Annotated in this window: 12 protein-coding genes; 9 read left to right on the forward strand and 3 right to left on the reverse strand. The window is 57.5% G+C overall.

Features of this window, described 5'->3' with window-relative positions; all coding sequences use genetic code 11:
- Complete coding sequence (gene dinB, locus AC07U5_RS20425; RefSeq protein WP_494724081.1) at nucleotides 1-1,107, reverse strand: DNA polymerase IV; 1,107 nt, start codon at nucleotides 1,105-1,107, stop codon at nucleotides 1-3.
- A 141-nt stretch (nucleotides 1,108-1,248) separates the two neighbouring features.
- Here dinB and AC07U5_RS20430 point away from each other — a divergent pair, with 141 nt between their 5' ends.
- Together AC07U5_RS20430 and AC07U5_RS20435 are read left to right on the forward strand one after the other, a co-directional pair.
- On the forward strand, nucleotides 1,249-1,542 hold the full coding sequence (locus AC07U5_RS20430) for a hypothetical protein (RefSeq protein ID WP_062441378.1): 294 nt from the start codon (nucleotides 1,249-1,251) through the stop codon (nucleotides 1,540-1,542).
- 125 nt (nucleotides 1,543-1,667) lie between these two features.
- Complete coding sequence (locus AC07U5_RS20435) at nucleotides 1,668-2,558, forward strand: LysR substrate-binding domain-containing protein (RefSeq protein WP_494724082.1); 891 nt, start codon at nucleotides 1,668-1,670, stop codon at nucleotides 2,556-2,558.
- A gap of 6 nt (nucleotides 2,559-2,564) precedes the next feature.
- Here the strand turns inward: AC07U5_RS20435 and AC07U5_RS20440 are convergent, their stop codons facing one another.
- Complete coding sequence (locus tag AC07U5_RS20440; protein ID WP_062424346.1) at nucleotides 2,565-2,831, reverse strand: CBU_0592 family membrane protein; 267 nt, start codon at nucleotides 2,829-2,831, stop codon at nucleotides 2,565-2,567.
- 234 nt (nucleotides 2,832-3,065) lie between these two features.
- On the opposite strand from AC07U5_RS20440, the gene AC07U5_RS20445 reads away from it, so the two are divergent.
- The 5 genes from AC07U5_RS20445 (at nucleotide 3,066) to AC07U5_RS20465 (ending at nucleotide 10,099) form a co-directional block, all read left to right on the forward strand.
- Complete coding sequence (locus AC07U5_RS20445; protein ID WP_494724083.1) at nucleotides 3,066-4,628, forward strand: ABC transporter substrate-binding protein; 1,563 nt, start codon at nucleotides 3,066-3,068, stop codon at nucleotides 4,626-4,628.
- A complete protein-coding gene (locus AC07U5_RS20450) occupies nucleotides 4,628-5,575 on the forward strand; it encodes an ABC transporter permease (RefSeq protein ID WP_062424349.1) in 948 nt (315 codons plus the stop codon). Before AC07U5_RS20445 ends, AC07U5_RS20450 begins: the two co-directional genes overlap by 1 nt.
- The gene (locus tag AC07U5_RS20455) at nucleotides 5,572-6,396 is read left to right on the forward strand and encodes an ABC transporter permease (RefSeq protein WP_494724084.1); all 825 of its coding nucleotides are present in this window, start codon (nucleotides 5,572-5,574) and stop codon (nucleotides 6,394-6,396) included. Before AC07U5_RS20450 ends, AC07U5_RS20455 begins: the two co-directional genes overlap by 4 nt.
- Nucleotides 6,393-8,006 carry an ABC transporter ATP-binding protein gene (locus AC07U5_RS20460; protein WP_494724085.1) on the forward strand — a complete coding sequence of 538 codons (1,614 nt, stop codon included), beginning with the start codon at nucleotides 6,393-6,395 and terminating at the stop codon, nucleotides 8,004-8,006. The genes AC07U5_RS20455 and AC07U5_RS20460 overlap by 4 nt, the downstream gene beginning before the upstream one ends.
- Nucleotides 8,007-8,095: 89 nt before the next feature.
- A complete protein-coding gene (locus AC07U5_RS20465) occupies nucleotides 8,096-10,099 on the forward strand; it encodes a CocE/NonD family hydrolase (RefSeq protein ID WP_494724086.1) in 2,004 nt (667 codons plus the stop codon).
- A gap of 136 nt (nucleotides 10,100-10,235) precedes the next feature.
- Here the strand turns inward: AC07U5_RS20465 and ggt are convergent, their stop codons facing one another.
- Nucleotides 10,236-11,993 (reverse strand): gamma-glutamyltransferase, encoded by a 1,758-nt coding sequence (ggt, locus tag AC07U5_RS20470; RefSeq protein WP_494724087.1) that lies wholly within the window; start codon nucleotides 11,991-11,993, stop codon nucleotides 10,236-10,238.
- Nucleotides 11,994-12,544: 551 nt separating this feature from the next.
- On the opposite strand from ggt, the gene AC07U5_RS20475 reads away from it, so the two are divergent.
- Both AC07U5_RS20475 and AC07U5_RS20480 read left to right on the forward strand, forming a co-directional pair.
- Entirely contained in the window at nucleotides 12,545-13,429 is an 885-nt protein-coding gene (locus AC07U5_RS20475) for an AraC family transcriptional regulator (protein ID WP_062441914.1), read from the forward strand.
- 93 nt (nucleotides 13,430-13,522) lie between these two features.
- Complete coding sequence (locus tag AC07U5_RS20480; protein ID WP_082479273.1) at nucleotides 13,523-14,434, forward strand: ABC transporter substrate-binding protein; 912 nt, start codon at nucleotides 13,523-13,525, stop codon at nucleotides 14,432-14,434.
- Nucleotides 14,435-14,545 lie beyond the last annotated feature (111 nt).

Raw genomic sequence — 14,545 nt, forward strand, 5'->3', positions numbered from 1 at the left:
TTATAAATCGAAGCCGAGCTGAGGTTGTTCCCCATCGTCTGAAATGCTCTCGTTTGTGAGGGAGGAAAGAGTGACTCCGAGCAAGCGAACGGACCGTTTGAACGGATAGACGGTCGCGAGCAGTCCCGCAGCGGTTTCGAGGATCGCGTTGCCGTTGGCGAAGGGGACAGCGCTGCTTCTGCTACGGGTCGCTTGCGTGAAGTCGGAGTACTTGATCTTCACGGTGACGGTCTTGCCGCTGAAACCTTTGGCCTGGCAGTAGCTCCAGACCTTCTCGGCAAGTGGCTTCAACTCGTCGGTAGCCAGATCGAGGTCATCGATATCCTGCACGAAGGTGTCTTCAGCACCGACTGATTTGCGTACACGGTCGGGTCGGACCCGGCGCTCGTCGATGCCACGCGCGATGCCATAGAAATATGGCCCCGACTTGCCGAAGTGATGTGTCAGAAACTGCAGGGTCTGCGCCTTGAGATCGGCACCAGTTTCGATCCCCAATCTGCGCATCTTCTCGGCAGTTGCCGGCCCAACGCCGTGAAACTTCTTTACCGCGAGGCCCTCGACGAACGCAGGCCCGCGCCTGGGCGTGATTACCGCCTGACCGTTGGGCTTGTTGAGGTCCGACGCCATCTTGGCGAGAAACTTGTTATAGGAAATTCCGGCGGATGCGTTGAGGCCAGTCACCTTTTTGATCTTTTCGCGGATTTCCAGCGCGATCTCAGTCGCGATCGGCATGTCCTTTAAATTTTCAGTAACATCTAGGTAGGCTTCATCCAGCGATAGCGGTTCTATTAATGGTGTGTATTCGGCAAATATCTCCCGGATTTGCTGCGAGACGGCGCGGTAGACTTCGAAGCGTGGTCTGACGAAAATCAGGTCGGGGCACTTTCGTGCTGCGGTCACGGAAGGCATGGCTGAATGCACGCCAAAGGCGCGAGCCTCGTAGCTCGCTGCTGCCACGACGCCACGCGCCGCAGCGCCACCCACGGCAAGAGGCTTTCCGCGAAGATCAGGATTATCACGCTGCTCGACGGACGCGTAGAATGCGTCCATGTCCACATGGATGATCTTGCGAAGCGGCGAGGGGTCGTTGAAGCTCATGGAGGCCATAGAAGCTGTTTCGAACAAAAGAAGAACATAGCATGTGTGGTGGCATGCGCCAAGACATCGCGGCCAGAAGTTTGTTGCGTTGATGAAACCAGCGGACCGATGGGGAGTTTGACCTACTCACTATGTCTGAGGAGATCCGTTATGGCCGACAACGCCACCAGTACCATTCGCGCGACATTCGAAACCCGCGAGGCCGCCGACCTTGCTGTCGAACATTTGGTGCAGCAGCACGGCATTGCTCGCCCAGATATCTTCATCCAGTCGGCTTCCGACGAAAACACCACAGGAACGGAATCGTCACGCGGCGACGTGAAGCGCGCCGACGCTCCCCACGAAGGTGAGATCGAAGTGTCCGTCGATATTGCAGCCGACCAGCTGCAGGCCGTTCAGCGCAGTTTTGGTGATGCCGGAGCGATCCGCGTTTCAGGCCGTTGAAGCAAACCGTCAAGCTTAGGTGGCGGGCTATGGGTTCTCGCAAGTGAGCTTGCCGCCTAAGTCAATAACGACGTTGATGATCCCGCGTTGTGGATGTATTTGATCCGGCAACGTCAGGGATCAAAATGCAGACCTTTTCTAGATTGCCGCCACTTGAAGCGCTCGTTGTTTTCGAAGCGGCATCGCGTCTCGGTAGCTTTTCCCGTGCAGGCGTCGAACTCGGCCTGACCCAAAGTGCGGTCAGTCGCCAGATCGGCAAGCTGGAAGCATTCATCGGCTCGAAACTGTTCGAACGGGTGCCGACAGGCGTGCGATTGACGACGGTGGGCGAGAATTATTCGATCGATGTCTCCCGACTGATCCTTGATATCGCAAGTGTCACGGATGGTGTCCGCTCCTGGACGGGTGCCAGCCAGATCACGATCGCCTGTTCCAGAGGCATCGCCGATCAGTGGTTTATGCCTCGCCTCAAGAAACTGAAGAACGATATTGCTGGGCTTGAACTCAGGCTGCGCGTTACCGACGACGTTGCACATTTGCGGCTCGACGAATTCGATCTTGCAATCTTCTACCGCAAAGAAAGACCGATTGGGGTTTGGCTCTCTGAGCTTGGCCAGGAAGAGGTGGTCCCGGTCTCTGGCGCTGGCGCATTGTTACTGGAAGAGCAGAGGGCGCCGGTCCTCATCTCCATTGAAGACTCCATGCGCGAGTGGCAGGATTGGGGCGATTGGTGGCGATCATCAAAGATGTCCCCGCCGCAGGATGCAGTGCACTGGAAACTTGGAGATTACGGTTTGTGTGTCGCGGCTGCCTCACAGAGTCTCGGCACGACGCTCGGCTGGACATGGCTCATCCGCGATCAACTGGACAGCGGTGTCCTCGTTCCGGTGCATAGCCACACGATGCGATCCGAAGGACGATTTTATCTCATGCGGCCTGCTGACCGACATCAGCGAAAGATCGTGCGAGAAGTGGCCGACTGGCTGATTGCAAACAACAAACAAACCGCTCGCTGATTATCATTACGCTTGTACGAGGCGCGCTCTGCGCCGACGATCCAGCATGAAACGTGCGTAACCGATCAAAGTGAATATCAGCCACGCCACCTGCGAAATCAGGGAGCCAAGATTGAAATTCCATATCAGCGAATAGATCAGGAGAACGCCACCGAGGATGTTGAGAATGGTGTAACGACCGTCTTCAACGCTCAGAATGCGCAATTGCAGCAGGGCATATGCGATGAGATAGAAAATTGCTCCTGCAAGGCCAACAATGTCCGCAAGCCCCATTTATACGCACTCCGTAACCGCCTAGTATAGACGCCTGGCCACGCCGGCTCATTCCGGCGACGCTCGTGTACTCCGCTTCGCAAACAAGCGGATACGCTTTGATTTCATGACCCCATGCGCAAAAATCATACCCCAGCTTATGGCTCCGTCTCTAGTGCCGAACCGCTGAGTACGATAGGCCAGCCCCCGAGAGCCGTCCCATGAACGGCGACGATAAAAACAGGGAACTGCACCATGACACACCCTCCTTCTTCCTTTTCGCTCGACCGACGTAGCTTCCTCATCGGCGCCGCCGGTCTGACGGCGCTTTCTGCTGGCTTCATCACACAGGCCAGCGCGCAAGACGCTCAAACTCCGAAGAAAGGGGGCGTGCTGAAACTTGGTATCGGCGGCGGTAGCACCACAGACAATCTCGATCCGCGCATCTTGAAGGACTGGGTACCCGTCAATCAGGCCTTCATGATCATGAATGGTCTTGTCGAGATTGACGCCAACAATCACGCGGTTCCAGAATTGCTCGAAAGCTGGGAAGCGCAGCCGGGTGCCAAGGAGTGGGTGTTCAAGCTGCGCCAAGGGGTGACCTTCCATAACGGCAAGGCGCTGACGGTCGAAGATGTGATCTATTCGATCAATCTCCACCGCGGCGAGACCACCTCTGCAGCGCGTTCGATCGCGTCTGCGCTGAAAAGCGTCGAGAAAGTCTCGGACAGCGAAATCAAGATCGTCCTTGAAAGCGGCAACGCCGACCTTCCCTACATTCTCTCCGACTACCACTTCCTTGTCGTTCCCGAAGGATGGACGGATTTCAACAAACCCGTCGGTACGGGGCCGTTCGTGTTCGAAAGCTACGATCCCGGCGTCCGGTCGCGTTTCACGCGTAACCCCAACTATTGGAAGCCGAACGCCGCGCATGTCGACGCCGTCGAAGTGATCGTCATCAATGATATCGCTGCGCGCACCAATGCCATGATGTCGGGTCAGGTTCATGCGATCAACCAGCTCGATTTCAAGACCGTCGATCTCCTGCGTCGTAACCCCAACCTCAACATCGTCCAGTCGGCTGGTGGCCAGCATTTCACATTCCTGATGGATTGCACGCAGGCGCCTTATAAGGACAACAATGTCCGCCTCGCCATCAAGCATGCGATCGATCGCGAGCAGCTTTTGAAGACCGCCCTGCGTGGCTATGGCCGCCTCGGCAACGATCATCCGATCCCGAGCTCCGATCGCTTTTATGCAGCCGACCTGCCGCAGCGCCCTTACGACCCCGAGAAGTCCAACTTCTATTTGAAGCAGGCTGGGCTCGATACGTTGAAGGTCGAGATTTCGGCCTCGGACGCGGCGTTCTCCGGCGCGGTCGACGCAGCAGCGATTTTCCGCACCAGTGCTGCCAAGAGTGGGATCGATGTGTCGATCAAGCGCGAGCCAGCGGATGGATACTGGGACAATGTCTGGATGAAGGCGCCGTTCTGCATGTCCTATTGGGGCGGACGTCCGACTGCCGACCAGATGCTGACCATTGCATACCAGTCCACCTCGGCACAGAACGATACGCACTGGAAAAACGAGACCTTCGATAAGAAGCTGATTGAAGCCCGCGCGCTTCTGGACGATGCCAAGCGTAAGGAAATCTATGCCGAGCTTCAGGCGCTGATCTCGAACGAAGGCGGCGCGATGATCCCGATGTTCGGCGATTATCTCGACGCCACCTCCAAAAAGCTCAAAGGCGTCACCACGCACCCGATGTTCAACTTCATGGGTGCTCGTCTCGCTGAAAAGGTATGGTTGGACGCGTAATGACTATTCTTATCCTAAAGCGCATTGCTTTGGGTATTCTGACGCTACTGCTCGTGTCGGCGCTTATTTTCGCCGGCACGCAGCTTCTTCCTGGTGACGTGGCGTCAGCAATACTCGGACAGAATGCAACGCCCGAGTCTCTCGCTGTGCTGCGCACGGACCTCGGTCTCGACCAACCGCTGCTGCACAGATATTTTGCCTGGCTCGGCGGGTTTGTAACCGGTGACCTCGGCAATTCTCTCGCCAACCGGCAGCCCGTCGCGGATCTTTTATGGCCACGGTTCTGGAACACCATGGCACTTGCGTTCTACGCTGCCGTGATCTCCGTGCCGGTTGCCGTTCTTCTGGGGCTCTTGAGTGCGATCTGGCGAGGCACTGTCTTTGACCGGGCCGTCAATATCGCTGCTCTCGCCTTTGTGTCGCTTCCCGAGTACTTCCTCGGGCTGCTACTGATCCTGTTCGTTTCCGTGCAATACAATCTCCTGCCGAGCCTTGCGGACACATATCCGGGAATGAGCATGGGAGACTGGCTGAAGGCGACGACGCTTCCGGCTCTGACGCTTGTTCTGGTGACGGTCGCCCAGATGCTGCGAATGACCCGGACGGCGGTCTTGGCCGTCATGGATCAGGCCTATGTGGAGACCGCTTATCTGAAGGGTCTACGCACGAAGCGCGCCGTTCTCCGCCACGCGCTTCCCAATGCCGCGGCACCGATCGTCAATGTCGTATCCTTCAATATCGCCTACCTGATTACCGGCGTCGTTCTGGTCGAGGCGGTGTTTAATTACAACGGGCTTGGTCGCTTCATGGTCGATGCCGTTTCGAAACGCGATCTACCGCTGGTGCAAGCGGCGGCGCTGGTGTTTGGCACCGCCTACGTCATCTTGAACATTATTGCCGACGTTACGGCCATCGCGCTCAATCCGCGCCTGAGGCACGCCCGATGAAATTCCTGCGTACTATTTCACCGACGGCATGGATCGGTCTGTTCATCATTTCACTCAACATTATCCTGTTCTTGGCCGGCCCCCATATCGCGCCTTTCGGGCAGGAGGAGATCGTTGGATCGCCCTTCGATCCGCCTTCGGCAGCCCACTGGTTCGGTCTCGATCAGAATGGTCGGGACATGCTGTCGCGCATTCTCGCTGGCGCGCAGATGTCCATTGGCGTTTCGCTCGCCGCATCTTTGTTGTCTTTTACAATCGGCATCACGCTTGGTTTCATCGCCGCTATTTTCGGCGGCTGGCTCGACACCATCCTCTCGCGCATCGTCGATACCGTCATGTGCATTCCGGTGTTGATCTCGGCCTTGGTCGTCTTGCAAGCGTTGGGATCGTCAATCCCAGTTCTCATCGTCACCATTGCGCTGCTGGACTCGACCCGCGTGTTTCGTCTGGCACGTATCGTTGCGCAAGGGATCAATGTTCTCGAATATGCCGAAACCGCGCGTCTGCGGGGAGAAGGTCTGTTGTGGCTGGTTTTCAAGGAAATCCTACCGAATGCGCTGCCGCCGCTGATTGCGGAATTCGGTCTGCGTTTCTGCTTCACCTTTCTCTTCGTTGCCGGCCTGTCGTTTCTTGGCCTCGGCATCCAGCCGCCTTTCGCAGACTGGGGCGGTATGGTGAAAGATAATCAGCAGGCTATTCTTTACGGCCTTTATGCGCCGCTTTATCCCGCTGCCGCAATCGCCATCCTGACCATCGGCATCAATCTTGTTGTCGACTGGTTGCTGGCGGGCCGCAGTGCTATTCAAGGAGCGGACCGATGAGCGAAGACAAGGTCCTTCAAATCCGTGGCCTGAAGGTTGCAGCTCCAAACGGCGCCATTCTGGTCGATGGCATTGATCTCGACCTTTCCCGTGGTGAGGTCAAAGGCCTCATTGGTGAATCGGGGGCGGGTAAATCCACGATAGGCCTCGCTGCCATGGGCTACGGTCGAAATGGCTGCCGCATCGTTGACGGCGAGATCGTCGTCGATGGCATCTCTTTGATGAAGATCGGCCGCGCTGGACGTGAGGCGGTGCGTGGCGCGCGTATTGCCTATGTCGCCCAGAGCGCTGCTGCGGCTTTCAATCCCGCGATGAAAATCGGCGATCAGATCATCGAGGGGCCTCTCTATCACGGCATCATGAACCGGCAGGAGGCACAAGCCTGGATGCTGGAGCTGCTTGAGGCGCTGCAACTTCCGGATTTTCGCAATTTCGGCAATCGCTACCCGCATCAGGTTTCCGGTGGTCAGTTGCAGCGCGCCATGGTTGCCATGGCGATGTCATGCCGCCCGGACATCCTTGTGCTGGACGAGCCGACCACGGCTCTGGACGTCACGACACAGATCGAGGTTCTCGCACTGCTGCGCAATCTTATCCAGCGGTACAAGACTGCAGCCCTTTATATCACGCACGACCTGGCGGTGGTGGCGCAGGTGGCGGATAGCATCACGGTCTTGCGCCATGGAAAGCGGGTAGAGGAGGGGAGCGCCGAGCAGATCCTCGAGCATCCTCAGGAAGAATACACCAAGCGTCTCGTCTCGGAACGCGAAACGAGCATGGCGGGGCAAGGCGTTCACCACGAAAGTGGCGAGGTCTTGCTGGATGTGCGTGACGTGACCGCTCATTACGGGCGCAAAAAGGTATTGGACAATGTCCATCTAACGCTGCGCCGCGGTGAGACTCTCGCCATTGTCGGCGAATCCGGGTCGGGCAAGTCCACGCTCGCACGCGTCATCGCGGGTCTACCGCCTCATTCGTCGGGAGTGATCTCACTCGCCGGACACAGGCTGGCCGATAGCTACAAGAAGCGCAGCCGGGAAGAGCTGCGCCGTATACAACTCGTCTATCAGCTACCGGATGTGGCCCTCAATCCGCGACAGACGGTTGGCGACATCATCAGTCGTCCCATGTCATTTTATTTCAACATGAAAGACGATCAGCGCGCTTCTGAGGTCGGACGGTTGCTCGATCTTGTCGGACTACCGCGAGACTTTGCCGAGCGACTTCCAAAGGCGCTTTCGGGCGGTCAGAAGCAGCGCGTCTGTATCGCCCGCGCTCTTGCAGCGCGTCCCGATCTCATCATCTGCGATGAGGTCACGTCTGCGCTCGACCCCCTCGTGGCAGAAGAGATCTTGCGATTGCTGCGCTCGTTGCAGGATGAATTGTCTGTCTCCTATCTGTTCATAACCCATGATCTGGGTGTCGTTCGCAGACTGGCGGACCGGACGATGGTGATGCAGCATGGCGTGATCGTTGAAACGGGCATAACCGCAGATGTTTTTGCCCCGCCTTACAAGCCCTACACCGAGCAGCTCATTACCTCAGTGCCGGAACTGCGACGAGACTGGCTTGATGGGGTGCTGGCAAAACGCGCAATCCCCGCCGCTTGAGGACGATGGCGATCTCGGATCGCCGTTCAAAATCCTGTCGTCGCTACTGGAGTCCCGGTACGGCGCCTAATCTGACTGGAATATTTGAAATGACAGTGCATGTCCAAGAACACATCTGGATTCCCTTGAGCGATGGTACGCGCCTTGGGGCGCGGCTCTGGTTGCCGGAAGACGCGGAACAATCGCCGGTCCCGGCAATCCTTGAATATATTCCCTACCGCAAGCGCGACGGTACTCGTGGGCGCGACGAGCCGATGCATGGCTATTTCGCAAGCCAGGGCTACGCGGCCATTCGCGTCGATATGCGCGGGACGGGCGAGTCCGATGGACATATGGCGGATGAATATCTGAAGCAGGAGCAGGATGACGCGCTTGAAGTGATTGACTGGATTTCCCGCCAAGCCTGGTGCAGCGGCAACGTTGGGATGATGGGAAAAAGCTGGGGCGGCTTCAACAGTTTGCAGGTGGCAGCGCGCAGACCTCCCGCGCTGAAGGCGATCATCACCGCCTACTCGACAGATAATCGTTATACGGACGACATCCATTACATGGGCGGTTTGCTGCTCAATGATAATTTGTGGTGGGGCACAATCATGCTGGCCTACCAGAGCCGGCCTCTTGATCCAAAGATCGTCGGCGACGTGTGGAGAGAGCAGTGGCTGGAACGGCTCGACAAGCTCCCTTTCTTCCCCGCTCTTTGGCTCGAACATCAGCGTTATGACGACTATTGGAAACACGGATCCGTTTGTGAAGACTGGAGCGCCATTGAGTGCCCGGTGCTGGCAATCGGGGCATGGGCCGACAGCTATACCAATCCGGTGTCCCGACTATTGGAAAACCTTCAAGTTCCACGTCGCGGGATCATCGGCCCCTGGGGGCACATTTACCCTCAGGATGGTGTTCCAGGTCCTGCCATCGGCTTCCTTCAGGAGGCAACCCGCTGGTGGGATCAGTGGCTGAAAGGTGAAGAGACAGGCGTCATGGACGAGCCCATGCTGCGTGCGTTTGTCTGTGACACGATCGAACCCACAGGCACGCGCACCACGACGGAGGGTCGGTGGGTTGGTGAAGCAGAATGGCCATCGCCTGAGATAACTGCAAAGCAGTTCGATCTTGGCGCTGATCGTCGCCTTGGCGGAAACGCATCGCAGGCAGCGATCCTGCAAATCCGTTCTCCGCAAAGCCACGGAAAAGCAGGTGGCGAATGGATGGCAACGGGTTGCCCAGGCGAACACCCGACAGACCAGCGGCTTGATAATGGGGGCGCGCTCGTCTTCGAAACCGAGATACTGGAACAGGATCTCGATGTGTTGGGTGCACCTTCGGTCCGCCTTCGCGTTGCTGCAGATTGCCCGGTATCGCAAATTTCGCTGCGGTTGAACGATGTTCTGCCGGATGGCCGCGTGACGCGGGTAAGCTATCAGGTCTTCAACCTGACCCATCGTGATAGCCATGAAGAGCCGGAAGCATTGGAGGCGGGCAAATTCTACGATGTAGCGATCAAGCTCAACGATTGCGGCTATCGCTTTGCCAAAGGTCATCGCGTTCAACTGGCCATCGCCACTGCCTATTGGCCAATGGTCTGGACGTCTCCATACAATGCGACGCTCAGCATCTCCGTGGCGGAGAGCAGACTTGAGCTGCCTGTTCGTGCGCCCTCGCATGAGACGAAAGTGCGTTTCGATGCACCCGCTCACGGGCCGTCGACTCCGATGTCGCAGGTCGATGCCGGCACGGTCAGGCGCTGGACCGAACAGGACCATGAAACCGGAATCAATACCTACATCACGGAAGGCGTGGGTGGCTTGTTCGGAGAGGGCGTCATCCGCTTCGACGAGATCGATACTCAACTTAGTCACAGTCTTCGCCGTGAGTTGACCATCAAGGACGACGACCCGCTATCGGCGAAATACGTGCTGACCCAAACCTATGAAATGGGGCGTGACGGCTGGCGGATAAAGATCGAAAGCCGAACAGAAATGCGCTCGGACGAGAACAAATTCTATCTGTGCGGAGAGTTGTCAGCATTCGACAATGGAACGCTGGTCAAGACGCGCCAATGGGACGAGCGCTTTGACCGCGATCTGATCTGAGCCCAATATCGGATGACCAGCAAGAGCGAATGGTGCTGAGCGCACCCTTCGCTCGATTGTTTTCGGCACCGCAGAAAGAGTGCCCTTCAGTTTGCCATTGGTGCTTTTAGCCAGACGAAATGCGCCAAGGTCGCTCTTATTCTCCCAGAGCAACGCCCTCTCGGCGTGGATCGGCGCTTCCAGCCAAGCCTTTGCCGGTGATCTCGATGGCGTGCAAGCCGGAATTCATCTCGCCCGGCTTCACGTCGTACCCGAGTGATTTGAGAGGTTCTGCCATGTCTTCCGCCTTGGTGCCGGCCTCGATATCGTAGGTCCCGAAGCGATTGATGAGATGCGGCTGAGCCACGATCTCCTCCACGGGCATACCCCAGTCGATATAGGCAATCAGCGCCTGCGCCACATATCCGATGATCTGGCTGCCACCTGGCGAGCCGATGGCGAGCAGTGGTTTTCCGTCCTTCATCACGATGGTTGGTGCCATCGAGGAGCGCGGCCGCTTTCCAGGCTCGACCCGATTGGCAATCGGCAGGCCGCCGTCATGGGTCTTGAAGGAAAAGTCCGTCAACTCATTGTTGAGGAGAAAGCCGTTGGTCATCAGACGCGAGCCAAATCCGTTTTCGATCGTAGTCGTCATGGAGACGACGTTGCCTTCCTTGTCAACGATGACGAAGTGACTGGTGGACGGCAATTCCAGTGCCGCATCCCGGCCGAAGAGGAGCGCGTGGTCCCAGCCGGGTTCGCCGGCTTTGACCGCATCCTTGCTCAAGGCCTTGTCGCCATCCAGCAGCCTTGCGCGCTCACCCAGATAGGATTTGTCAAGCAAGCCCTTGATCGGCAACGGCACGAAGTTTGGATCCGCCACGTAACGTTCACGGTCGGCAAATGCAAGACGTTGGGCATCGCCGATGATGCGCCAGCTTTCCACATTCTGTGGCCCCAAAGCCTTGAGATCGAAATTTTCCGAAAGGCCGAGGATTTGGCTGACGGCGACTGCTCCTGACGACGGCGGACCCATGCCGCAGACATCGAGAGCGCGATAGGTGAAGCAGACTGGCTCTCGCTCGATGATACGATAATTGGAAAGATCGGCTAGCGAAAGTACGCCGGGATTGCCGGTGGCTTCCCGCACGGTCTTGACGATGTCCTCCGCAATTTTCCCCTTGTAGAATGCGTCAGCACCATCTTTCGCGAGAAGCGCAAGCGTGTCTGCGTAAGATGGATTTTTTAACACGGTGCCTGCCTTCAAAGCCGCGCCTGAGCTATCGAAGAAATAGGACGTGGTCGCCTTGTAGGTCTTCAACCGGTCACCCTCGGAGGCAACCAGGGACGCAAGGCGTGGCGATACCCGGAAGCCTTGTGTTGCCAGGGTCTGGGCCGGCTTCAGGAGGCTTGCCCATTCCGCTTTGCCGAAGCGTTTGTGGACGTCCTCGAGAAGGCGGACGGTTCCAGGCGTACCAACCGAGCGGCCGCCCACCACGGCGTCCATGAACTTCAGGGGCTGGCCTTTCGCGTCGAGAAAGAGTGTCGGGGTGGCCTCCATGGGTGCCGTCTCCCGGCCATCGAAGGTGGTCAGCTTCCCGCTTTTTGCATCGTAATAGACGAGAAACGCACCGCCGCCGAGACCGGAACTCTGCGGCTCGACGAGACCAAGCACGGTCTGCACCGCAACCATCGCATCAATCGCGTTCCCGCCATTGGCAATCACGTCACGCCCCGCGTCAGCCGCGAGCGGATTGGCAGCCGCCACCATAAAGTTTTTGGCTTCCACGCGTTGAGCCGTTGCAACCGCCGTCGCTTTTTCGGGGGCAACGGTGTCGGACGCCTGCTGTGCCGAGGCCACGGAGGTGCAGAGTGTAAGGGCTAGAAAAGTTCGGCTGAGAAGTCTCGGTTGCATTGTCCTATCCTTCTAATTGGCACCACGACCAATGTGAGTGAGACGCGACACCGCGCGAGCCCATGTGGGTCCACCGCAAAACGATTTGGTCACACTATGAGGACTGTGTCACAGCCTGTCCACTCTGACTGATGACAGGTGCACGACGCGCGTATGGGGGCCTCCGATGATAGTCCGGCATTTTACCGCCGATGCTTTTCTGATGATTATCCATCACCGGATGCGCGAAAAAGTATAAGCCATGCGCCAGTGTAGCCGCCTCTGGAAGCGCGAAAATTTTAGCCTTTCATCGTGCCGTTGCACGGCTTGTGAACATATCACGCGAAGTTGTTGGCTAAAATCGATGCAGGATTGGTGTTCATTGTTAGGTTCAATGCACTGCTATTCCTTTTTCAGCATAGAGCAGTCAAAAAAGTATCAGCAATTTCTGCGGCGTGAGGTGGAGCAATAGCTCCGGTCGCGCCTATGCTCCACCTCAACGCCTGAGACGAGCCATAAGAGGAATGGTCACGTTTTCACTTGAGGCGGACGTGCGTGAGGGAGGAACCATGATGCAGCCCGATCTGGAACTGGTCCACATTCGCAAGGGCGAGTCTTTCGCTGCTTGGCGGCATGGCTACCCGTTCCGTACAGTTCGCTGGCACTACCACCCCGAATACGAAATCCACCTCGTCGTGGCTACGTCCGGCACCTTCTATATTGGCGACTTTGTCGGACGCTTCGACCCCGGCCAGCTGATCATGACCGGCCCCAATCTCCCCCAGAACTGGATCAGCGAGATAGAGCCTGAGGAAATCGTTCCGACGCGCTCTCTCGTGATCCAGTTTCCGGAAGCATTTATTGAGGAAGCCAGTGCATGCATGTCGGAGATGGAACCAGTCCGCAGCCTGCTGGAACGCAGCCGCCGCGGCATTCTGTTTGACGATGAGACGAGCAATCGCGTCCGGCCTTTGATTGAAAGGTTGATCGAAGCGCAGGGGCTTACGCGCCTCGCGCTCTTCTGGGAAATTCTTGACCTTCTGGTCAAAGCGCCATCTCCCGAGGTTCTGGCCAGTCTCAGCTATGAGCTGGATTTGGCAGGCACTGGCGATAGCGGCATCAATCGCGCCTTGTCGCATCTGCGCCAGCATCTGACCGCGCAGGTGGATGAAATTGATCTGGCTGAGATCGTCGGCCAGAGCCCCAGCACGTTTTCACGCGCCTTCAAGCGCCACACAGGCACGACGCTCGTGCGTTACCGCAATCAACTGAGGATCGATCTCGCCTGTCAGATGCTGCTGGCGGATCAGGACGTCAAGGTTGCCGAAGTCTGCTACGACGTGGGCTTCTCCAACCTTTCGAATTTCAACCGGCATTTCCTGAAACTGAAGGGAATGTCTCCGTCGAGGTTCCGAACCATATTCGCGGCCCAAAAGGCGGCAGTCATGGCGGAATAACCCACCGGCACATCGCAGATTTCATCAATTCGGACAGACGACTGTCCGGAAACGGGTAGTTGCTGCCCAAATTCCAACGGGAGGAAGAGTAATATGAAAATGAAGTCGAAGTTTCTGATGGCGACAGCCGCCCTCGCACTGATGGCCGCTCCGGCTCTGGCACAGGAAAAGCTGAAGATCGGCATGACGTTTCAGGAGTTGAACAACCCATACTTCGTGTCCATGCAGGAAGCTCTGAAGGAAGCCGCAGCGAGCATCGGAGCCGATGTCGTCGTAACCGACGCCGGCCATGATGTTGCAAAGCAGATTTCCGACGTCGAAGATATGCTTCAGCAGAAGATCGACATCCTTCTTCTGAACCCAACCGACAGCGCTGGCATCGAAGCCGCCGTTCATGCAGCCAAAGCCGCAGGTGTCATCGTCGTCGCCGTGGATGCCAACGCAAACGGTCCGGTCGACACCTTCGTGGGTTCGAAGAACCGCGATGCGGGCTACATGTCTTGCAAACATCTCGGTGAAGCCGTTGGCGGCAAGGGCGAGGTCGCGATCCTCGACGGTATTCCGGTCGTGCCGATCCTCCAACGCGTCGAAGGCTGCAAGGCCGCACTGGCGGAATTCAAGGACATCAAGCTCGTCGACACGCAGAACGGTCGTCAGGATCGCTCCGTTGCTCTTGGCGTGGTCGAGAACATGATCCAGTCGCACCCGAACCTCGTGGGTATTTTCTCCGTAAATGACGGCGGTGCGATGGGTGCGCTTTCGGCGATCCAGGGTTCTGGCAAGGACATCAAGCTGACCTCGGTGGACGGTGCTCCCGAAGCGGTGAAGGCCATCGCCGATGGTACGCCTTTCATCGAAACCACAGCGCAGTTCCCACGTGACCAGGTCCGCGTTGGACTTGCCATGGCGCTTGCCCAGAAATGGGGTGCTCGCGTTGTGCCGAAGGAAGTGCCGATCGACGTCATGGTCGTGGACAGCAAGAACGCCGGCGAGTTCAGCTGGTAATAACTCCTCCCAGGCTTCGTCCCCGCTTAGGCGGGGGCGGGACGCTTGGATCTAAAGACATTAGAGCGTCCTTTGTGCGTCCGGAATGACGCACGGCGCTCTAAATCCCGA

The organism is Agrobacterium sp. GW821-FHT02D03 (assembly GCF_059421725.1).

Bases quoted from the DNA above. Each gene is read 5' to 3' on its own strand.
- AC07U5_RS20460 (WP_494724085.1), top strand. From the start codon at position 6,393: ATGAGCGAAGACAAGGTCCTTCAAATCCGTGGCCTGAAGGTTGCAGCT.
- AC07U5_RS20440 (WP_062424346.1), bottom strand. From the start codon at position 2,831: ATGGGGCTTGCGGACATTGTTGGCCTTGCAGGAGCAATTTTCTATCTC.
- AC07U5_RS20465 (WP_494724086.1), top strand. From the start codon at position 8,096: ATGACAGTGCATGTCCAAGAACACATCTGGATTCCCTTGAGCGATGGT.
- dinB (WP_494724081.1), bottom strand. From the start codon at position 1,107: ATGGCCTCCATGAGCTTCAACGACCCCTCGCCGCTTCGCAAGATCATC.
- AC07U5_RS20480 (WP_082479273.1), top strand. From the start codon at position 13,523: ATGAAAATGAAGTCGAAGTTTCTGATGGCGACAGCCGCCCTCGCACTG.
- AC07U5_RS20430 (WP_062441378.1), top strand. From the start codon at position 1,249: ATGGCCGACAACGCCACCAGTACCATTCGCGCGACATTCGAAACCCGC.
- AC07U5_RS20450 (WP_062424349.1), top strand. From the start codon at position 4,628: ATGACTATTCTTATCCTAAAGCGCATTGCTTTGGGTATTCTGACGCTA.
- ggt (WP_494724087.1), bottom strand. From the start codon at position 11,993: ATGCAACCGAGACTTCTCAGCCGAACTTTTCTAGCCCTTACACTCTGC.
- AC07U5_RS20475 (WP_062441914.1), top strand. From the start codon at position 12,545: ATGCAGCCCGATCTGGAACTGGTCCACATTCGCAAGGGCGAGTCTTTC.
- AC07U5_RS20435 (WP_494724082.1), top strand. From the start codon at position 1,668: ATGCAGACCTTTTCTAGATTGCCGCCACTTGAAGCGCTCGTTGTTTTC.
- AC07U5_RS20445 (WP_494724083.1), top strand. From the start codon at position 3,066: ATGACACACCCTCCTTCTTCCTTTTCGCTCGACCGACGTAGCTTCCTC.
- AC07U5_RS20455 (WP_494724084.1), top strand. From the start codon at position 5,572: ATGAAATTCCTGCGTACTATTTCACCGACGGCATGGATCGGTCTGTTC.